Below are 19,194 nucleotides of genomic sequence, written 5' to 3' on the forward strand. Positions count from 1 at the left end.
GAGCGCTTCAAAACATCGCCCGATGCCACTCACGAGGCGATTGTTCTGACCGCGCATGAACTGACCTGTGCCTGCGGCTGTCGCAAACACGCCATCGGCGAGGAGATCAGCGAGCAGCTTGAAATCGTGCCGATACAAATCCGCGTGATCAAACACATTCGTAAGGTCTACGGTTGCCGTGCCTATGAAACGGTACCGGTCACTGCGGACAAGCCCGCTCAGAAGCCGTGCTGGCCTGTTGGCAACCTTCAGTTTTGATAACGGCAATGCTTGGAAAGGGTTCGACTTTGAGACCATGAACCGATTGCATGAACATGGTTTCATCAGTAATCCGGTGAACAAGAACAAATCGATTCGGTTGACAGCTGAAGGGTTGGAGCGAGGTCGGCAGATAGCCGACCGGTTGTTTGGGGTAGGAACTCAAGTGGAGCATGTATCCGACTCGAATGCCTGACTTCATGCCACGGCCATACGGCAAGTGGGGTTTATGGGTCGCATACCGTGCAGGCGCTTGTTCTCGTCTTCATCCAAGTAACGCACCAACCCCATGGAATCGACTTAGAGTTGCTTTAGTTTTGCCATTGGGTGGGCGGTGATGTACTCCCATTCAACCGCCCGACTAAACACACCGCTGATTGAGCCCATCTTGCGGTTGACGATCGACGGCTTGTTGCCGTTCTGCTTCCAGGTGGTGCGGATCTGGTCGAGGTCGCGACCGGTGCCAGTTAAAAGCTGTTACCTATGTGCTTGAACCGTTTTGTTACCTATGTGGGTGAGTCATGCCCGGGGCTTTTTTTCACATGTGTTTGCAGTCCATCTACGTAAACCCACAATTTGTGCCGACACCTATAAGGGAACGCCACAACTGGCCGATAACCCGATGGGCCGTTGTCCTGCACGACGCCTCAATGGGCAGCGAAGTTGAGCTGGTCCCTGCATTTGTCTTTGGGTTCATCTTCTTAATTGCCTGGAATCTTCGATGCTGGCGTATCACCAAAAGAGCTTTTTGATCGTCGATGATTTCTCGGATTTCCGTAGTTCGATCAGGTCGATGTTGCGTGAGCTGGGTGTCAAGGATGTCGACACTGCCGATACGGGTGAGGTGGCGCTGCGCATGTGCGCGCAGAAGCGCTACGACTTCATCTTGCAGGATTATCACCTTGGCGATGGCAAGAAGAACGGTCAGCAGGTACTTGAAGACCTGATGGTCGAGAAGCTGATCAGCCATGAAAGCGTGTTTCTGATGGTCACTGCCGAGAGCAGTCAGGCGATGGTGCTCAGTGCGCTCGAGCATGAGCCGGATGCGTATCTGACCAAACCTTTCAACCGCGCTGGCCTGGCCCAGCGACTGGAGCGACTGGAGCAGCGCAAGACGTTGCTCAAGCCGATTCTGCAGGCGCTGGATCGGGGTAAGCCGGTTGAAGTACTGAATGCCTGCATTGAGCTGTGCAAGCAGGACCCGCGCTATTCGCCGCTGTGCCTGCGCTACCGTGCCGATGCGTTGCGCGACATGAATCAGAATGAGGCGCTGGAGCGCTTGTATAACAGCATTCTGGCGGATCGCCCGTTGCCTTGGGCCTATGTCGGTCTGGGGCGATTGATGTTCAAGCGTGGCCAGATCGCTCAGGCAAAAGCCGTCTACGAAAAGGCGCTGAAGGCTTTCCCGATGATGCCATCGCTGTATGACGGCCTGGCTGATGTGCTGGTTGCTGAAGGCGACACCAAAGCTGCGCAGAATGTGCTGGAAGAGGCTGTTCGCCTGTCGCCATTGGCGGTGCGCAGGCAATCGTTGTTGGGCAAGTTGGCGATGACCAACGAAGACTTCGAAGGTGCGGCGAAAGCCTATCGCCAAGCGGTCTCCCAAGGGGCGCAGTCACGTTTCAAAGACCCTGAAAGCAATCTGGGTCTGGCTCATGCGCTCATCAGTAAAGGCAGTGAAAAAGGTCTGGATACCCGCACTCGACTGGAAATCAACCAGACCCTGAGCGCCGTCGCCAAGGAAAATATCAACGATCCGGGGCTGCAGATCCGGGCGCGCTTGATGAAAGCCACCAGCCTGCTGCTCAATGATGCCGAAACCGCTGAGAAGCTGACGGAGCAGGCCCTGGCCCGCCTGGATGGCATGGAGCAGTTCATGAGCGCTGAAGCGGCGTTGCTGGTCGCCAAGCAGTTGAAGATGCTGGGGCAGGCCGACGCCGGTAATTCGATGTTGAAAAACTGCGCTGAGATTTATGGTGATGACCCGGTCGTGATGCAAGGCATCGCCCAGCAGACCGACGACCCGGCGATTCTCAATTCCGGCAACGCGGCGGCAGATCTCAACCGCCAGGGCGTGCGCAGTTACAAGGCGGGCGCGTTGCCCGAGGCGCGGGAGCTTTTCCGCGGTGCACTGTTGTTGCAGCCGAAAAACATCAGTATTGCCCTCAACATGGCGCAATCGCTGTTGCACGGGACCGATCCCAGCCTCGATTCAGCGCTGCTGGAAGAGTGCCGTACGTGCCTGAAAATGGTAGGCATGATGCCCGAGAGCGATGCGCGTTATCCGCGTTATCAGAAGCTGCGAAGCAAGGCGTTTGGCGAATGAATGATGTTGACGAGGGGCTCGACTTTTCCACGGTGATTGCCTCCACCGTACACGACATGAAGAACTCCCTGGCGTTGCTGATGCAGGCCCGCGGACAATGGCTTGCGCGCTTGCCTGCGGTTCAACAGCACACCGCCGAGCAGGGGGTAATCGACTATGAGTTTGCTCATCTGAACGGCATGCTGGTGCAACTGCTGGGGCTCTACAAGCTCGGCGTCAACCAGTTGCCATTGCGTCCGGATTATCACGAACTGGATGATTTCATCGAAGCGCAATTGGCAGCTCATCAGGACGTGTTCAAGAGTCGCGGCATTGTGGTGACTTATGAGATCGATCCATTGAGCCCTCTCGGGTTCTTCGATCGGGAGTTGATAGGAACGGTATTGGTCAATGCGATCAACAACGCCATTCGTTATGCCCGGCATTCGCTATTGATCAGCGTGGGTGAGGAAACCGGGCAGTTGCTGTTGTCGATCAATGACGACGGCGAGGGTTTCCCGGTTCAGATGATCGAGCGTCAGGCGGATTACGTGCAGGGCATCAATCCGGCCAGTGGCAGCACCGGTCTTGGTCTGTACTTCGCCGCGCGTATTGCACAACTGCACCAGCGCAGTGGTGTACACGGGCGTACCGAAATCCGTAATGGCGGCCCGTTGGGAGGCGGATTGTTCAATCTTTACCTGCCCTGATATCCGCCACGCCGAGCACCATTGTTGCAGGATATTTTTATCTGCCGGTGCTTGATATTCCGAACAGCTGGTGCCTATTTTGTACATGTCGCCGTTCGCGGCTTGCACAACTTCAAGGATAGAGTCATGACGACCGATGGCCAGCGTTCACTCGCGCAGCGATTGACGGGCATTGATGAGATTGAATGTGTCACCCCGGATCTCAATGGCGTGCCGCGTGGCAAGGTAATGACCGCGGAAGGATTCCTTGGGGGGCGGCAATTGCAGATGGCGCGTGGCGTGCTGCTGCAATGCATCATGGGCGGTTATCCGCCGGCACGGTTTTACGGCAGTGACGACGGTGACCTGGCGCTCAATGCCGATCCGAAACAGATTCACCGTTTGCCCTGGAGCAAGCAGCCTCGCGCGTTAGCCATTTGCGATGCCGATGAGCTGAGCGGGGAAAGTTCGCGTCTCTCGACTCGCGGTCAGTTGAAAGCGGTGATCGCCCGTTATGCCGCCCGCGGTCTGGCGCCTGTCGTGGCGACCGAGATGGAGTTCTTTGTTTTTGCACCGAACACCGACCCGACCCAACCCTTCCAGCCACCGGTTGGACTGGACGGACGTCGCGAGGAAGGTCATTCGGCATTCAGCGTCAGCTCCAACAACGGTTTGCGCCCGTTCTTCAATGAAGTCTACGAATGCATGGCGGCCCTGGGTTTGCCACGCGATACCTTCATGCACGAGATGGGCGTCAGCCAGTTCGAGATCAATCTGCTGCACGGTGATCCACTGCTGTTGGCCGACCAGACATTCCTGTTCAAGCACCTGCTCAAGGAGGTCGCGCTCAAGCACCACCTGACGGTGGTGTGCATGGCCAAGCCACTGGCGCATACGCCGGGCAGTTCGATGCACATTCACCAGAGCATCGTCGAGACAGGCACGGACCGAAATGTGTTCAGCGATGATGCTGGGCAACCGACTGCAATCTTCCGTCATTTCATCGGTGGCCAGCAGGCCGGCATGGCAGATTTCACGGCGTTGTTTGCGCCGAACGTGAACTCTTACCAGCGTCTGTGCCATCCTTACGCATCGCCGAATAATGCCTGCTGGTCTTACGACAATCGGGCGGCGGGTTTGCGGATTCCAGCCAGTTCGCCAGAGGCGCGTCGGGTGGAGAACCGTCTACCGGGGGCCGATGCCAACCCGTATCTGGCGATTGCCGCCAGTCTGGCGGCGGGGTTGTATGGCATCGAAAACGAACTGGAGCCGACGCCGGCGATTCAAGGCGAGTTTGAAGTGCCGGACAGTTTGTCGTTGCCGTGTACCTTGCATGCTGCTCTTGAGCGTCTGAAACGTAGCCAATTGGCGAAGGAACTGTTTGGCAAGGAGTTCATCGAAGGCTACATCGCTTCGAAGACCCTGGAGTTAAGCAGTTTCCTTGATGAAATCACTCCCTGGGAGCGGCGCATTTTAGCTGCCCAGGCCTAACCGATTCGTCGCTGTCGGGCTATCGTTGACGGTAGCCCGGTACTCACTGCAAGGAGCCGCTCGGAACGCCGATGCGCCAAATCTGGAAATCCTTTCGAGCGCTTTATTTCGCCTCCCTGATGATGTTGATCGGCTCAGGCCTCCTCAGCACTTACCTGGGCTTGCGCCTGGCAGCGGACCATGTCGACAGTCTGTGGGTCGGTGCGCTGATGGCTGCCAACTATTTCGGCCTGGTGCTGGGCGGGAAAATCGGCCACCGGTTGATCGCCCGGGTTGGTCATATTCGAGCCTACTCGGCCTGTGCCGGGATCGTCGGAGCAGCGGTGCTGGGGCACGGGCTGATCGACTGGCTGCCGGCCTGGCTGGTGCTGCGGATGGTCGTCGGTCTAGGCATGATGTGCCAGTACATGGTCATCGAGAGCTGGCTGAACGAGCAGGCCGATGCCAAGCAGCGTGGGCTGGTGTTCAGCGGCTACATGATCGCTTCGTACCTGGGGCTGGTGCTGGGTCAGTTGATTCTGGTCATGCACCCGTCCCTGGGGCTGGAGTTGCTGATGCTGGTGGCGTTGTGTTTTGCGCTGTGCCTGGTGCCGGTTGCGCTGACACGGCGGATTCACCCGGCACCCTTGCACCCCGCGCCGATGGAGCCGCGTTTTTTCATGAAGCGGGTTCCGCAGTCCCTCAGTACGGTGCTCGGCGCTGGCCTGATCGTCGGTTCGTTCTATGGTCTGGCGCCGTTGTATGCGTCTCAGCAAGGGCTTTCCACTGAGCAGGTCGGGCTATTCATGGGGAGCTGCATCTTTGCCGGGTTGCTGGTGCAGTGGCCGTTGGGCTGGTTGTCGGATCGTTATGATCGGGCCGTACTGATTCGCAGTTTTGCCTTTTGCCTGGCGTTGGCGGCGTTGCCGTTGGCGATCATGCCGCAGGTGCCGCTTGAGGTGCTGTTTATCGCGGGCTTCGCCTGCTCGCTGGTGCAGTTCTGTCTGTACCCGTTGGCGGTGGCGTTTTCCAACGACCACGTCGAGGGTGATCGGCGGGTATCGCTGACCGCCATGTTGCTGGTGACTTACGGTGTGGGGGCGAGCATCGGGCCGCTGGTGGCGGGTGTGCTGATGAAGTTGTTCGGCAGTCAGATGCTGTATGCGTTTTTCAGTTTCTTTGCGTTGGTGCTCGTATGGCGCATCCGGCCGAAAGCGGTGACCAATCTGCATCAGGTGGAAGACGCGCCGCTGCATCACGTGGCCATGCCAGACAGCATGTCGAGTTCGCCACTGGTGGCGGCTCTCGATCCGCGGGTCGATGAGCAGGTCGTGCATGACCAGATGCAAAATGGCGCGAGCCTTGATCCGGATCCTGGGCAGGACGCAAAGTCCGAGGCACAGGACGCTGAAGGCCCTGATGAGCAGCCTGATGATCCAGGGCCGGAGCACCCGAAAAGCTTCACCGAGGCCAGATCCTAGGCGCAAAAAAAAACGGGCAGTCACCGAAAGGGACTGCCCGTTTTTTTCAAGCGTCTGGATCAGATGTCGTCTTTGTCGAAGCGGCGTGCTTCGCGTTGCAGCTGATAGACGAAGCGCTCGACCTGACGCTGCACCAGTCCGCTCATGTTGTGAAAGCGTACGCCGGCGAAGGTGGTGTCGATTTTCTCTTCGTGATGCAGATAACGCAGCTCGACCGGTGCGGTCATGCTGCCGAAGGGCAGGGCGGCGATGAAGCGTTCATAAACCTGACCCAGTTGAAGCCCGCTGGTAATGTCGCCATCAAAGCGCAGCTTGCAACCTGTCGCCGAGATGTCCAGCAGTTTGCCGCTGACGGGCGTCTTGAGCTTTTCGCCACCGAGTTCGATGTTCACCAATTGTGCCAGTTTCAAGGCTGCGCGAAACGCGTTGCGACGCTGGTGATAAACCACTTCATCGGGCAGCGTGCCACGGTAGCAGCGGTCGCCGTTGGATTCGTCGATGGTCAGTGTGCCGTTGCTTTCCCAGGCAATACGTACGCCATCATGAAAGCCTTCAACCCGAAAAGCTTCGCCGGCAAGCAGGTAGCGTTCGCCATCGCGGGGGATCATTTCGTCCAGGGCGATCATGTTGCTGTCGCGATCGATATCGATCAGGTAGCTCTGAAAGCGCTGGCTGCGTTCATGGAACGTGATGATCAGGGGGTCATGGCTCTCTTGCAGCATCCGCAGGTTGCCGGTGATTTCCAGCGGGGTGCTGAGCACCTTGGGTGGCTGCGGAGCATCTTCCGAGCTTGAGGCGTTGAACACGGTTTATCAATCTCCAGACAGAATACGATCACACGCAAGAGCCAGCATTCTGCCAGCATGTTTCGTGCCTTGATAGAGCACGCTTATTTATGAGTTCAAGCCTGACTGAGCGCGCGGGGCTTCACAAGCATGGAGGTTGATCCACGGGCGTCATAAAGTGCTGGAGGCTCGCCACCGTTAAGGATTTTCAGCTGATTGGCGGTGGTGGCTTGTTGCACCTGGATCGAGCGGCCATTGAGCTCGTTGGCGGTTTGGCAATCTGCAAGCAGTCGGGTCAGGGCGTCGCTTTGGGTCAGCAGTTGATCGCCGATACTTGAGTGAGCGGCAAACTGCTCCAGACCTGCGCGGCTGGCAGGAAGGTTCAGGCTCGCGAGAATTTCGCTGCGTTTGCGGCCATGCTGTTCCAGCAGAATGATCAGTGCCTGTTTCTGCGCCAGAATGTCTTCGAGCAGCGGCATGTCACGGCCGTGCAGGGCGAGGGATTCGGTCTTCAGCAGCTCCAGCAGCTGCTGAGCTGGAGCAAAGTCATCGGTGATCAGTTGCAGTAAATTAGTGTCGTGCATGGCTGGCCTTGGGTTTTAAGCGTCCAAAAGCCTGGCGCAGGCCTTCGGCTAGCGCTGGGCTTCGAAGTTGAGCAGTTTGCTGGCTACACGGTTGCTATCGACCTTATAGCTGCCATCAGCAATCGCTGCTTTCAACTCGGCCACGCGGGCGTTGTCGACAGCAGGCTGATCGTGCAGCTTGTCAGTGATCTTCTGCAACTGTTGAGCCTCATTGCTGAGGTGTACCGATTCCCCGCTTTGGGTGGCACTGACCTGTTCGGTCGAGGTGCTCAGCGGCGCGGATTTGCCGGCATTGCCGGTGTCCTTGCTGGCGCTGGTCCGCGTGCTGCTTGCGAGCGTGGGGGAGCTGTTTAAACGGCTGAAATCGATGACCATGATAAAAAACCTCTGGGAATTTGGACGCTTGCCATGTTTTCGGCCATACCCGGGAAAACTTTAGGCTCAATTATCGATGAGCTCGGGCGCGTCGGTATTTGCCCTGCGTGAGGCACAGTTTAGGGAACGGGACGGTTGTGCGCCAGTTATCTACATGGAGACTTCCACTTGTCCCGGGGCCATGACTTGCGCCTTGATGACTCGCTGGGAGTTGAGGTTTTTGACTCTGATCTGCTCGCTCAGGCCGCCATTGGACAGCGCTTCACCCGGCATCCGCACACTCAGTGTGCCGCTACGGGCGGTGATGACCACCTGATCGCCCTTGCGCACCACTTCTGCCTGCTCCAGATGAACGAGCGTAATGACCTGATCGCTGACCATTGGTCGGACCAGTTTTTGTCCGATGGCTTGATCGACGCTGGTCAGATATCCCTGATTGATCAGGCTGATATCGCGCTCACGCAACATCACGTCTGAAGGGTCGATGATTCCGGCTCGCTTGAGGGGGCGGGTGGTCGTGACGACCTCGCGAAACAGGCGGACTTGAGCGGGTACGAAGACGGTCCAGGGGGAAGCGCCTTCGCAACGGACTTTCACTGTAACCCGGCCTAAAGGTATGGCCGGGCTCTCCAGTGTCGCTGTCAATTCCTTGTCGCACGCGGGCATGTACATGCGCGGATCGAGCTTGTTGACCTCGATTTCGTAGCGCCCTTCGGTTTGACTCGTAGCCAGATAGTCTTCTACGGTGAATTCAAGAAAGCCCTGAGTGACGCCGATAAGTAGATCAGGCAAGGTAACCGGGTCAGCAAAGGCAGGGCTGCCAGCGTTCAACAAGCACACGGCTGACAAGGCGCCGAGGAATTTGCGGCACGTTGATGTCAGGCGTCGGGAAAATGTCGTTTTTGCGTTCATAGCAGTTAAAAAGCAAGCGCCGTGCCGTTTAGTGATGAATGTGCGTCGCAACACACTTAGCGTTGGTGTAGGAGTCTGGGCATGGCTGGTGTAATGGATTCGGTAAACCAGCGCACGCAACTGGTAGGGCAGAATCGCCTGGAGCTGTTGTTGTTCCGTCTTGACGGCCAACAGCTTTACGGGATCAACGTGTTCAAGGTTCGGGAGGTGCTGCAATGCCCCAAACTGACCGTGATGCCCAAGTCCAGTCCTGTCGTGTGCGGCGTGGCGAATATTCGGGGGGCAACCATCCCGATTCTGGATCTGGCAATGGCGACCGGCTCAGGCGGGTTGCAGGATCAAAGCAATCCCTTCGTCATCATTACGGAGTACAACACCAAGACCCAGGGTTTTCTGGTGAGGTCGGTCGAACGGATCGTCAACATGAACTGGGAAGAGATCCATCCGCCGCCCAAGGGCACGGGCCGCGATCATTACCTGACCGCTGTGACTCGCGTCGACAATCAGTTAGTCGAAATCATCGACGTGGAAAAGGTCCTGGCGGAAGTTGCGCCGACGTCGGATGTGATTTCGGTTGGCGTGATCGATGCCGAGACTCAGCACAAGGCGATTTCCCTGCGAGTGCTCACGGTCGATGACTCGTCGGTGGCGCGCAAGCAGGTCACGCGTTGCCTGCAGACGGTGGGGGTTGAAGTCGTTGCGTTGAACGACGGTCGGCAAGCGCTGGATTACCTGCGCAAACTGGTCGACGAGGGCAAGAAGCCGGAAGACGAATTTCTGATGATGATTTCCGACATCGAAATGCCCGAAATGGACGGTTATACCCTTACGAGCGAGATCCGCAACGACCCTCGCATGCAAAAACTCCATATCATCCTGCATACTTCGTTGTCAGGTGTGTTCAATCAGGCGATGGTGAAGAAAGTCGGTGCCGATGACTTCCTTGCCAAATTCCGTCCTGATGACCTGGCATCCCGGGTAGTCGACCGGATCAAAGCAGCAGACAACAGCTAGGGGCTTTCGCTCCTGGCGGTCAACACGATTTAAGAGGCGGCATCATTGTCTACGGGTAATTTGGATTTCGAACAGTTCCGGGTCTTCCTGGAAAAAGCCTGTGGCATTTTGCTCGGTGAGAACAAGCAGTATCTGGTGTCGAGCCGTCTCAACAAACTGATGGAACTGCAAGGCATCAAGTCCTTGGGGGAGTTGGTGCAGCGGATTCAGACACAGCCGCGCAGTGGTTTGCGCGAGATGGTGGTGGACGCGATGACGACGAACGAAACCCTCTGGTTTCGTGACACCTATCCGTTTGAAGTCTTGAAGAACAAAGTGCTGCCCGAGTCCATCAAGGCCAGTCCCGGGCAGCGCCTGCGGATCTGGTCGGCGGCGTGCTCGTCCGGGCAGGAACCGTATTCGCTGTCGATGTCGATCGACGAGTTCGAGCGGGTCAATATGGGGCAGTTGAAGATGGGGGTGCAGATCGTTGCCACCGACCTGTCCGGGACCATGCTGACCAACTGCAAGACCGGCGAGTACGACAGCCTGGCGATCGGTCGCGGTCTTTCGCCGGAGCGTCTGCAACGTTACTTCGACCCAAAAGGGCCGGGGCGCTGGGCAGTCAAGGCACCGATCAAGAGTCGGGTGGAGTTCCGCTCGTTCAACCTGCTGGACAGCTACGCCAGTCTCGGCAAGTTCGACATCGTGTTCTGCCGCAACGTGTTGATCTACTTCTCTGCCGAAGTGAAGAAAGACATCCTGCTGCGGATTCACAGCACGCTGAAGCCGGGCGGTTATCTCTTCCTGGGGGCTTCCGAAGCGCTGAACGGTTTGCCGGATCACTATCAGATGGTTCAGTGCAGCCCGGGGATCATCTACCAGGCCAAGTGATTGGGCGGTAGTCGGTACTGCATGAAAACGGGAGTCCTCAGGGGCTCCCGTTTTTTTTTCGCCCGCCTGTTCCCCCGCACCAGCGTCATCCCCCTGTGGGAGCGGTGTTGTTCTCTCGGGTTGTGGGAAGCGGCAGAAAAGCGGCAGGCGCCGGAAATCCATTGCCGCTTTTCTGGCATTGCCGCTTTGCCGTCGCCCGCAAAGCCCCGGTTTACGGGGTTTAAGAAGCTGGCACGGGGCTTGCTATGCCCCTGTTACGAAAAATCAGGTCACCCAAAGGTTTCCGACATGAGCATCAGCTTCGATAAAGCGCTCGGTATCCACGAACAAGCTCTGGGCTTCCGAGCTCAGCGTGCCGAAGTGCTGGCCAACAACATTGCCAACGCCGATACCCCGAACTACAAGGCTCGGGATCTGGACTTCTCGTCGGTGCTGGCTGCCCAGAACGACAAGAACAAGAACGGCACCTTTGCTTTGAACATGACCAATAGCCGTCATATCGAAGCCCAGGGCCTGAGCAGTGGTGAGGAGTCGTTGCTGTATCGCACGCCGATGCAACCGTCGATTGACCAAAACACCGTGGACGCCCAACTGGAACAGTCGAACTACGCGCAGAACGCGGTCAACTTCCAGGCCAGCTTCACGCTGCTCAACAGCAAATTCAAAGGGCTGGTATCAGCCCTGCGCGGGGAGTAATTCATGTCTCTGTCCAGTGTTTTCAACATTGCCGGTAGCGGCATGAGTGCGCAGACCACTCGCTTGAACACCGTCGCCAGTAACATCGCCAACGCCGAGACCGTCTCTTCGAGCATTGATCAGACCTACCGTGCTCGTCACCCGGTGTTCGCCACCATGTTCCAGGGCGGTCAGTCCGGTGGCAGCGATTCGCTGTTCCAGAACCAGGATGCTGCAGGCCAGGGTGTACAGGTACTCGGTGTGGTCGAAGATCAAAGCAACCTCGAAGCACGCTACGAGCCGAACCATCCAGCGGCTGACGCCAAGGGCTACGTCTATTACCCCAACGTCAATGTGGTTGAGGAAATGGCCGACATGATTTCTGCCAGTCGTTCGTTCCAGACCAACGCGGAAATGATGAACACCGCCAAAACCATGATGCAGAAGGTCCTGACCCTCGGTCAGTGATAAGGGGCGATTTTTATGAGCGTTACCGATTCCACCGGCGGCCTGAGCATGACCGATCTGCTGGCGAACTCCTCGGTCAAGACCAGCGGTACGGCCGCGAATGGCCTTTCCGCAGCAACCAGTAGCGTGACCGGCGGCAAGGCGCTGGGCAAGGATGCGTTCATGAAGTTGCTGGTGACCCAGCTGAAGAACCAGGACCCGCTTTCGCCGCAGGACAACAGCGCATTCGTGGCTCAACTGGCGCAGTTCAGCAGTCTTGAAGGGATCACTTCCCTCAATACGACTGTGAGTTCCATGGCCAGTAATTTCAGTTCTTCCCAGGCGTTGCAGGCTTCTTCTCTGGTGGGGCGTTCGGTCATTGCACAAACCAGCACCGCTCAGATCACTGACCCGAGCAAGGGGCTGACCGGTACGGTGAACCTGACATCGTCGATCTCCGACGGTACGGTGAAGATTAGCGACTCAAGCGGAAATGTCATAAGAACACTGAACCTGGGCACCCAGCCTGCGGGCAGCGCCAGCTTCAGTTGGGATGGCAAGGACAGCAGCGGCGCCTTGGTTCCGGCGGGCACCTACACCTTCAAGGCCAATGCTCCGGTCAATGGCACGGCGACCGATCTGGCCACCTACCTGCCAGCAACGGTCAACAGCGTGACCCTGAGTCAAACCGGCGGCGAGTTGACGCTCAATCTTGCAGGTCTGGGCCCCATCGCCCTGTCCAAAGTTCAAACTATTGGTCTATAGAGCCGGCTAACGCGGCATAAAGGAGTGGAATATGTCTTTCAATATCGGCCTTAGCGGTCTCTATGCAGCCAATAAACAACTGGACGTGACCGGTAACAATATCGCCAACGTCGCGACTAGCGGTTTCAAGTCTTCGCGCGCCGAGTTCGCCGATGTCTACTCGGCAACCAAGCTGGGTAACGGCAGTAAAGTCGTCGGCAGCGGCGTACGCCTGGCCAACGTTTCCCAGCAGTTTACTCAGGGTGATATCAGCAACACCGGTAACGTGCTGGACATGGCCATCAATGGCTCTGGCTTCTTTACCCTGAACAACAACGGTTCGACGTCCTATACCCGTGCCGGTACGTTCAAGGTCGACAAGGATGGTTTCATCACCAATACCGATCAAACCTCCCGTTTGCAGGGTTACGGCGCGGACGCCAATGGCAAGATCATCAACGGTGTGTTGACTGACCTGAAGATCGACACCTCGAACCTGGCGCCCAAACCGACGTCGACCGTGTCCTCGACGATCAACCTGAACTCGACTGCTCCGGTGATCGACGACACGATCCCGGCGAACAAATTCGACCCGGGCACCCTCGCCACCTACACCAAATCGTTCAGTACACCGATCTATGACAGCCAGGGCAACTCGCACGTCTTGGATCAATACATGGTGAAGACCGGCGCCAACACTTGGAAGACTTACACCCTGGTAGATGGTCGCAACCCGGATGCCACCGGCAGTGACCCGAAAGTCACTCCCCCGGTCGCCACGACCATGACGTTCGATTCGGCTGGCAAGCTGGTCTCGGTTGCCACGCCTCCTGCAACACCAGCGGCGCCTAACGCAACTAACACCGTGACATTGGCTGGCTGGGTACCCGGCACAGTGACCAATGGTGTATGGACGGCTAACGGTGCCAATGCCAGCGCTACGGGCATGACCATTTCGATGAACAACACCACGCAGTTCAATGCCGACTCCGCCCGTTCGATCCCGGCTCAGGATGGTTACGCTACCGGCCAGATTACCAACCTGACAATCGACGGCACCGGTACCTTGTTCGCCAACTTCAGCAACAACCAGAGCAAGGCCATCGGCCAGGTTGCGCTGGCAAGCTTTACCAACGAACAAGGCCTGCAAGCCGTAGGCGGCACCAGCTGGAAAGAAACGTTCGCCTCGGGTATCCCGGGTTATGACGCGCCAACCACCGGTACACTGGGTTCGATTCAGTCCAACTCCCTGGAAGAGTCCAACGTCAACCTGACCAACGAGCTGGTCAACTTGATCAAGGCGCAAAGTAACTACCAGGCCAACGCCAAGACCATCTCGACCCAAAGCACCATCATGCAGGCCACCATTCAGATGACCTGATGCTGGTTGGCAGGTAACGCTACACAAGGAGCCCCTCGCAAGAGGGGCTTTTTTGTGTGCGCCCAGCATGGGCGCAATCTTGTGGGTGAAAGTCCCGCCGTAAGCTGACCACAGCGAACGAAGTGAAGCGCAACTGCATGAGGGTGACCGAGTGTGGGGAGGAAGCGTGAATCGAAGCCATGAGCCGATGTACAAGAACCGGATAAAAGGCGCGGCCGATCAGGGCGAGCGGGCACAAAACCGCGAAGCTCTTGTGGTCAAGGATCAGGCTGTGTAAATCCGGCGGTTGTGTGGTGAAGGATTGCGTTCTTACCTGGGGAGATCTCGCCTTATGCCTGAAAGGGCGACGGTGCCAGCCGGAGCGAGAAGTCAGCAGAGGCCGTAGTAGTCTTTTTTTTTGACGAAGGGCCGAACGAGAGAAAGCGTTATAGGCCATGTTGATACGAAAGACCGGAAGTCAGATGCCTGCCAAACGCGGGGCGGATGGAGACTGCGAGCGGTGAAGCCGTGAGAAGTCCCGTCAGCGACGAGGTCAATCGCCCGCAAGATGAATCCGACAACGCAGGGCAAGGGCTGCTGGAACGGGCCTTTGCGAGAGAAAACCTGAAGCGGGCGTGGAAACGGGTCAAGGCCAACAAAGGTGCAGCGGGAGTCGACGGTCTGGATATTGATCAGACGGCCGAGTACCTGCTGACCCAATGGGCGGCGATTCGTGAACAGCTTCTATCAGGTGTCTACCGGCCCAGTCCGGTACGGCGTGTAGCCATTCCCAAACCTGACGGCGGTCAACGCGAGCTGGGTATCCCAACGGTCACCGACCGTTTGATCCAACAAGCGCTGCTGCAAGTCTTGCAGCCATTACTCGATCCGACTTTCAGTGAACACAGCTACGGCTTTCGTCCGGGACGCTGTGCGCAGGGCGCCGTTTTAGCGGCTCAGCGCCATGTTTCTTCAGGACGTAAAGTGGTGGTGGATGTTGATCTGGAGAAGTTCTTCGACCGGGTCGATCACGACATCTTGATGGATCGTTTGCGCAAACGGACCACGGATCAGGCGGTTATCCGGCTGATTCGTGCCTATCTGGATGCGGGAACGCTGATCAATGGAGTGGTCGAGAAAAGCCGCTGCGGGGCGCCGCAAGGCGGCCCGCTGTCGCCGTTGCTGGCGAATGTGCTGCTGGACGAAGTGGACCGAGAGCTTGAGCGCAGGGGACATTGTTTTGTGCGCTATGCCGATGATGCGAACGTTTATGTTCGCAGTCAGAAGGCGGGGCAGCGGGTAATGGCCCTGCTGAGGCAGCTGTACGAAAAGCTGCACTTGAGCGTCAACGAGAGCAAGAGTGCAGTGACGAGCGCGTTTGGTCGCAAGTTTCTGGGCTATGAGTTGTGGTCAGCCCGCGGCGAAGTCAAGCGTGCCGCATCCTATAAAGCGCAGAAGCAGTTCAAGCAACGAATACGCTGGTACACCCGACGCTCGTGTGGCCGTAGCTTGCAGCAGATTGTCGATGACCTACAACCTTACATTTTGGGATGGAAAGCTTACTTTGGGTTGTCGCAAACCCCAGCCGTCTGGCGTGCGCTGGACGAATGGATACGACACCGGTTGCGAGCGATCCAGCTTAAACAATGGAAGCGCGGAACGACGACGTATCGTGAGCTGCGAGCACTTGGCGCGAATAACCAGGTGGCGCAGAAGGTGGCAGGAAACACCTGCCGCTGGTGGCATAACAGTCGTCTTGACCTGAATCGCGTGCTTAATATTGCGTGGTTCGACAGGCTGGGATTAGTGCGTTTCTCATAACCTCAATCTCTCGAACCGCCCGGTGCGGACCCGCATGCCGGGTGGTGTGGCAGGGGAGCGGCCTATGAAGGCCGTCCCCTATGCCGATGTCTGAAGCAAACCTGTAGGCGCCCCCCAGCTCCTACGCAAAAGAAAACCCCCGACCAGTAGAAGACTGATCGGGGGTTTCAGGTAAGCACCTTGCGGCGCTTACCAGCTCAGCTTATTGGCAGGCTTCGCAATCCGGCTCATCGATGGCGCACGCCTTCGGCACTGGAGCAGGACCGGCTGGAGCGGCCAGGACCGAGTCGTCACCGTGGTTGCCGCCGCTGGAAACTGCGTTCAGCTTGCCGGTGTTGATGGTCGATTTCTCGGTGCTGGTCGCGGCCAGGGCACGGAGGTAGTAAGTGGTTTTCAGGCCACGGTACCACGCCATGCGGTAGGTCACGTCGAGCTTCTTGCCCGATGCGCCGGCGATGTACAGGTTCAGCGACTGAGCCTGGTCGATCCACTTCTGACGACGGCTGGCCGCGTCAACGATCCACTTGGTGTCGACTTCGAAGGCGGTCGCGTAGAGCTCTTTGAGTTCTTGCGGGATACGTTCGATCTGCTGCACGGAGCCGTCGTAGTACTTCAGGTCGTTGATCATGACCGAGTCCCACAGACCGCGAGCCTTGAGGTCGCGAACCAGGTACGGGTTGATCACGGTGAATTCGCCCGACAGGTTCGATTTCACATAGAGGTTCTGGTAGGTCGGTTCGATCGACTGCGAGACGCCAGTGATGTTGGCGATGGTCGCGGTCGGTGCGATGGCCATGATGTTGGAGTTACGAATGCCTTTCTGTACGCGAGCACGCACCGGTGCCCAGTCCAGGGTTTCGTTCAGGTCAACGTCGATGTACTTCTGGCCACGCTGATCGATCAGGATCTGTTGCGAATCCAGCGGCAGGATGCCTTTGGACCACAGCGAACCCTGGAACGTCTCGTAAGCGCCACGCTCGTCAGCCAGGTCGCAGGAAGCCTGGATCGCGTAGTAGCTGACCGCTTCCATCGACTTGTCGGCGAACTCGACCGCAGCGTCGGAGCCGTAAGGGATGTGCTGCAGGTACAAAGCGTCCTGGAAACCCATGATGCCCAGGCCGACCGGACGGTGCTTGAAGTTGGAGTTCTTCGCTTGTGGCACCGAGTAGTAGTTGATGTCGATCACGTTGTCGAGCATGCGAACAGCGGTGTTCACGGTACGTGCAAGCTTCACGGTGTCCAGCTTGCCGTTGACGATGTGGTTCGGCAGGTTGATCGAACCCAGGTTGCAAACGGCGATCTCGTCCTTGTTGGTGTTCAAGGTGATCTCGGTGCACAGGTTCGAGCTGTGAACCACGCCAACGTGCTGCTGTGGGCTACGCAGGTTGCATGGGTCTTTGAACGTCAGCCATGGGTGGCCGGTTTCAAACAGCATGGAGAGCATTTTGCGCCACAGGTCTTTGGCCTGGATGGTCTTGAACAGCTTGACCTTGCCCGGGTATTCGGTCAGGGCTTCGTAGTACTCGTAACGCTCTTCGAAGGCCTTGCCGGTCAGGTCATGCAGGTCCGGAACTTCAGACGGCGAGAACAGGGTCCACTTGCCGTCATCGAAGACGCGCTTCATGAACAGGTCAGGGATCCAGTTGGCAGTGTTCATGTCGTGGGTACGACGACGGTCATCACCGGTGTTCTTGCGCAGCTCGATGAACTCCTCGATGTCCATGTGCCAGGTTTCCAGGTAAGCGCAGACAGCGCCTTTGCGCTTGCCCCCCTGGTTAACGGCGACAGCGGTGTCGTTCACTACTTTCAGGAAGGGTACGACGCCCTGGGATTTGCCGTTGGTGCCCTTGATGTACGAACCCAATGCGCGAACCGGAGTCCAGTCGTTGCCCAGGCCGCCAGCGAATTTCGACAACATGGCGTTGTCGTGGATCGCGTGGTAGATGCCCGACAGGTCATCCGGCACGGTGGTCAGGTAGCAGCTCGACAGTTGAGGGCGCAGGGTGCCGGCGTTGAACAGGGTCGGGGTCGAGGACATGTAGTCGAAGGACGACAACAGGTTGTAGAACTCGATCGCACGGTCTTCCTTGTTCTTCTCTTCGATCGCCAGGCCCATGGCCACGCGCATGAAGAAAATCTGCGGCAGTTCGAAACGCACGCCATCCTTGTGGATGAAGTAACGGTCGTACAGGGTTTGCAGGCCCAGGTAGGTGAACTGCTGGTCGCGTTCGTGGTTGATTGCCTTGCCGAGTTTTTCCAGGTCGAAGGTCGCCAGGACCGGGTTCAGCAATTCGAATTCAATACCCTTGGCGATGTAGGCAGGCAGAGCCTTGGCGTACAGGTCGACCATTTCGTGGTGAGTTGCGCTTTCAGCGACTTCCAGGAAGCTCAGGCCTTCGGCACGCAGGGTGTCCATCAGCAGGCGTGCGGTGACGAACGAATAGTTCGGCTCACGCTCGACCAGCGTGCGCGCGGTCATCACCAGCGCGGTGTTGACGTCGGTCAGGGCCACGCCGTCGTAGAGGTTCTTCAGGGTTTCGCGCTGGATCAGGTCGCCGTCGACTTCTTCCAGGCCTTCGCAGGCCTCGGTGACGATGGTGTTCAGGCGGCCCATGTCCAGGGGGGCAAAAGTGCCGTCGGCACGGGTGATGCGGATCGACGGGTGAGCCTGTACCGCTTCCTCGGTCGGTGCGCGTACAGCGCGCTCTTTGGAGCGGGCGTCACGGTAGATCACGTAGTCGCGAGCGACTTTCTGCTCGCCGGCACGCATCAGGGCCAGTTCGACCTGGTCCTGGATTTCTTCGATGTGGATGGTGCCGCCCGATGGCATGCGACGCTTGAAGGTTGCGGTGACTTGTTCGGTCAGGCGGGCAACGGTGTCGTGGATTCGCGACGAGGCAGCAGCAGTGCCGCCCTCAACTGCGAGAAACGCTTTGGTGATGGCGACGGTGATTTTGTCATCGGTGTAAGGAACGACAGTGCCGTTACGCTTGATCACGCGCAGTTGGCCTGGCGCGGTGGCAGACAGATCCGAATTCGAATCAGTGGCCATCGACGCGGTGCCCTGCGGGTTCTCGCGAGTTGTGTCGGTTTGCATGGGTGTCTCCACGTTCTCTATGTTTGTTTGGGCACCATGAAGGTGCCCACCGTTCTGTCCTGAAGCACTACAACCGGCAAGCGCCGGGCATAACCACTTCGGGACAGTCAGGAAGGGGCTGTCGAGCACCGCTTCCTTGCCGAAGTCTTTGGTCTCAAGCCAGGGGCTGAAAACCGAATTCCATTTGGGCGGCAGTGATTGACTGCAACACCCGTACCGTTTTCGCCGTTGTGGCTAAAAAACAGTCGCCATCCGCGCAGGCTGCGTGACAACTACTGCGTGCTGCGCGCCTTCGGCGCTACGC

At 57.8% G+C, this 19,194-nt stretch carries 17 protein-coding genes and 2 pseudogenes; 13 read left to right on the plus strand and 6 right to left on the minus strand.

All coding sequences use genetic code 11. From position 1 onward, the window contains the following. Both HK44_RS05590 and HK44_RS30125 read left to right on the plus strand, forming a co-directional pair. Positions 1–222: pseudogene (locus tag HK44_RS05590) on the plus strand (IS66 family transposase zinc-finger binding domain-containing protein); the annotation flags it as partial. Then, the gene (locus tag HK44_RS30125) at positions 185–454 is read left to right on the plus strand and encodes a DUF6429 family protein (RefSeq protein ID WP_080690588.1); all 270 of its coding nucleotides are present in this window, start codon (positions 185–187) and stop codon (positions 452–454) included. The pseudogene HK44_RS05590 and the gene HK44_RS30125, both read left to right, overlap by 38 nt. Positions 455–561: 107 nt before the next feature. Here the strand turns inward: HK44_RS30125 and HK44_RS29630 are convergent. Then, positions 562–720, minus strand: a pseudogene (locus tag HK44_RS29630) (integrase); the annotation flags it as partial. 259 nt (positions 721–979) lie between these two features. Between HK44_RS29630 and HK44_RS05595 the strand changes: the two are divergent. The 4 genes from HK44_RS05595 to HK44_RS05610 all read left to right on the plus strand — a co-directional run bounded on the left by HK44_RS05595 (position 980) and on the right by HK44_RS05610 (position 6,203). Beyond that, on the plus strand, positions 980–2,584 hold the full coding sequence (locus HK44_RS05595; RefSeq protein WP_019693148.1) for a tetratricopeptide repeat-containing response regulator: 1,605 nt from the start codon (positions 980–982) through the stop codon (positions 2,582–2,584). Beyond that, positions 2,581–3,273: a sensor histidine kinase gene (locus HK44_RS05600; RefSeq protein WP_019693147.1), complete on the plus strand. Its 693-nt coding sequence runs from the start codon at positions 2,581–2,583 to the stop codon at positions 3,271–3,273. Before HK44_RS05595 ends, HK44_RS05600 begins: the two co-directional genes overlap by 4 nt. A gap of 228 nt (positions 3,274–3,501) precedes the next feature. Further along, a complete protein-coding gene (locus tag HK44_RS05605) occupies positions 3,502–4,743 on the plus strand; it encodes a glutamine synthetase family protein (RefSeq protein WP_187682485.1) in 1,242 nt (413 codons plus the stop codon). 71 nt (positions 4,744–4,814) lie between these two features. Next, positions 4,815–6,203, plus strand: coding sequence for an MFS transporter (locus tag HK44_RS05610; RefSeq protein ID WP_019693145.1), 1,389 nt, complete (start codon positions 4,815–4,817; stop codon positions 6,201–6,203). A 59-nt stretch (positions 6,204–6,262) separates the two neighbouring features. Here the strand turns inward: HK44_RS05610 and HK44_RS05615 are convergent, their stop codons facing one another. From HK44_RS05615 to flgA, 4 genes are all read right to left on the minus strand, one after another. Continuing rightward, a complete protein-coding gene (locus HK44_RS05615) occupies positions 6,263–7,009 on the minus strand; it encodes a flagellar brake protein (protein WP_019693144.1) in 747 nt (248 codons plus the stop codon). A 95-nt stretch (positions 7,010–7,104) separates the two neighbouring features. Then, positions 7,105–7,572, minus strand: coding sequence for a flagella synthesis protein FlgN (locus tag HK44_RS05620; protein ID WP_019693143.1), 468 nt, complete (start codon positions 7,570–7,572; stop codon positions 7,105–7,107). Positions 7,573–7,620: 48 nt separating this feature from the next. Continuing rightward, entirely contained in the window at positions 7,621–7,947 is a 327-nt protein-coding gene (gene flgM / locus HK44_RS05625; RefSeq protein ID WP_019693142.1) for a flagellar biosynthesis anti-sigma factor FlgM, read from the minus strand. Between the two features lie 150 nt (positions 7,948–8,097). Continuing rightward, positions 8,098–8,859 (minus strand): flagellar basal body P-ring formation chaperone FlgA, encoded by a 762-nt coding sequence (flgA, locus tag HK44_RS05630; protein ID WP_024264769.1) that lies wholly within the window; start codon positions 8,857–8,859, stop codon positions 8,098–8,100. Between the two features lie 81 nt (positions 8,860–8,940). Here flgA and HK44_RS05635 point away from each other — a divergent pair, with 81 nt between their 5' ends. The 7 genes from HK44_RS05635 (at position 8,941) to ltrA (ending at position 15,793) form a co-directional block, all read left to right on the plus strand. Continuing rightward, complete coding sequence (locus tag HK44_RS05635; RefSeq protein WP_019693140.1) at positions 8,941–9,873, plus strand: chemotaxis protein CheV; 933 nt, start codon at positions 8,941–8,943, stop codon at positions 9,871–9,873. Positions 9,874–9,918: 45 nt separating this feature from the next. After that, positions 9,919–10,746, plus strand: coding sequence for a protein-glutamate O-methyltransferase CheR (cheR, locus tag HK44_RS05640; protein WP_019693139.1), 828 nt, complete (start codon positions 9,919–9,921; stop codon positions 10,744–10,746). Between the two features lie 288 nt (positions 10,747–11,034). Continuing rightward, positions 11,035–11,442 carry a flagellar basal body rod protein FlgB gene (gene flgB, locus HK44_RS05645; RefSeq protein WP_019693138.1) on the plus strand — a complete coding sequence of 136 codons (408 nt, stop codon included), beginning with the start codon at positions 11,035–11,037 and terminating at the stop codon, positions 11,440–11,442. Between the two features lie 3 nt (positions 11,443–11,445). Further along, the gene (gene flgC / locus HK44_RS05650) at positions 11,446–11,889 is read left to right on the plus strand and encodes a flagellar basal body rod protein FlgC (RefSeq protein ID WP_007937507.1); all 444 of its coding nucleotides are present in this window, start codon (positions 11,446–11,448) and stop codon (positions 11,887–11,889) included. A gap of 15 nt (positions 11,890–11,904) precedes the next feature. Next, positions 11,905–12,633, plus strand: coding sequence for a flagellar hook assembly protein FlgD (flgD, locus tag HK44_RS05655; protein ID WP_019693137.1), 729 nt, complete (start codon positions 11,905–11,907; stop codon positions 12,631–12,633). A 31-nt stretch (positions 12,634–12,664) separates the two neighbouring features. Then, a complete protein-coding gene (gene flgE / locus HK44_RS05660; protein ID WP_019693136.1) occupies positions 12,665–13,993 on the plus strand; it encodes a flagellar hook protein FlgE in 1,329 nt (442 codons plus the stop codon). A gap of 483 nt (positions 13,994–14,476) precedes the next feature. Then, a complete protein-coding gene (gene ltrA / locus HK44_RS05670) occupies positions 14,477–15,793 on the plus strand; it encodes a group II intron reverse transcriptase/maturase (RefSeq protein WP_024264771.1) in 1,317 nt (438 codons plus the stop codon). 202 nt (positions 15,794–15,995) lie between these two features. Here the strand turns inward: ltrA and HK44_RS05675 are convergent, their stop codons facing one another. Beyond that, positions 15,996–18,890, minus strand: coding sequence for a ribonucleoside-diphosphate reductase subunit alpha (locus HK44_RS05675; RefSeq protein WP_019693135.1), 2,895 nt, complete (start codon positions 18,888–18,890; stop codon positions 15,996–15,998). Positions 18,891–19,194 lie beyond the last annotated feature (304 nt).

Source organism: Pseudomonas fluorescens HK44 (assembly GCF_000217955.3).
GTDB lineage: Bacteria > Pseudomonadota > Gammaproteobacteria > Pseudomonadales > Pseudomonadaceae > Aquipseudomonas > Aquipseudomonas fluorescens_AQ.

Bases quoted from the DNA above. Each gene is read 5' to 3' on its own strand.
- HK44_RS30125 (WP_080690588.1), top strand. From the start codon at position 185: ATGAAACGGTACCGGTCACTGCGGACAAGCCCGCTCAGAAGCCGTGCT.
- HK44_RS05595 (WP_019693148.1), top strand. From the start codon at position 980: ATGCTGGCGTATCACCAAAAGAGCTTTTTGATCGTCGATGATTTCTCG.
- HK44_RS05600 (WP_019693147.1), top strand. From the start codon at position 2,581: ATGAATGATGTTGACGAGGGGCTCGACTTTTCCACGGTGATTGCCTCC.
- HK44_RS05605 (WP_187682485.1), top strand. From the start codon at position 3,502: ATGACCGCGGAAGGATTCCTTGGGGGGCGGCAATTGCAGATGGCGCGT.
- HK44_RS05610 (WP_019693145.1), top strand. From the start codon at position 4,815: ATGCGCCAAATCTGGAAATCCTTTCGAGCGCTTTATTTCGCCTCCCTG.
- HK44_RS05620 (WP_019693143.1), bottom strand. From the start codon at position 7,572: ATGCACGACACTAATTTACTGCAACTGATCACCGATGACTTTGCTCCA.
- flgM (WP_019693142.1), bottom strand. From the start codon at position 7,947: ATGGTCATCGATTTCAGCCGTTTAAACAGCTCCCCCACGCTCGCAAGC.
- flgA (WP_024264769.1), bottom strand. From the start codon at position 8,859: ATGAACGCAAAAACGACATTTTCCCGACGCCTGACATCAACGTGCCGC.
- HK44_RS05635 (WP_019693140.1), top strand. From the start codon at position 8,941: ATGGCTGGTGTAATGGATTCGGTAAACCAGCGCACGCAACTGGTAGGG.
- flgB (WP_019693138.1), top strand. From the start codon at position 11,035: ATGAGCATCAGCTTCGATAAAGCGCTCGGTATCCACGAACAAGCTCTG.
- flgC (WP_007937507.1), top strand. From the start codon at position 11,446: ATGTCTCTGTCCAGTGTTTTCAACATTGCCGGTAGCGGCATGAGTGCG.
- flgD (WP_019693137.1), top strand. From the start codon at position 11,905: ATGAGCGTTACCGATTCCACCGGCGGCCTGAGCATGACCGATCTGCTG.
- flgE (WP_019693136.1), top strand. From the start codon at position 12,665: ATGTCTTTCAATATCGGCCTTAGCGGTCTCTATGCAGCCAATAAACAA.
- ltrA (WP_024264771.1), top strand. From the start codon at position 14,477: ATGGAGACTGCGAGCGGTGAAGCCGTGAGAAGTCCCGTCAGCGACGAG.
- HK44_RS05675 (WP_019693135.1), bottom strand. From the start codon at position 18,890: ATGCAAACCGACACAACTCGCGAGAACCCGCAGGGCACCGCGTCGATG.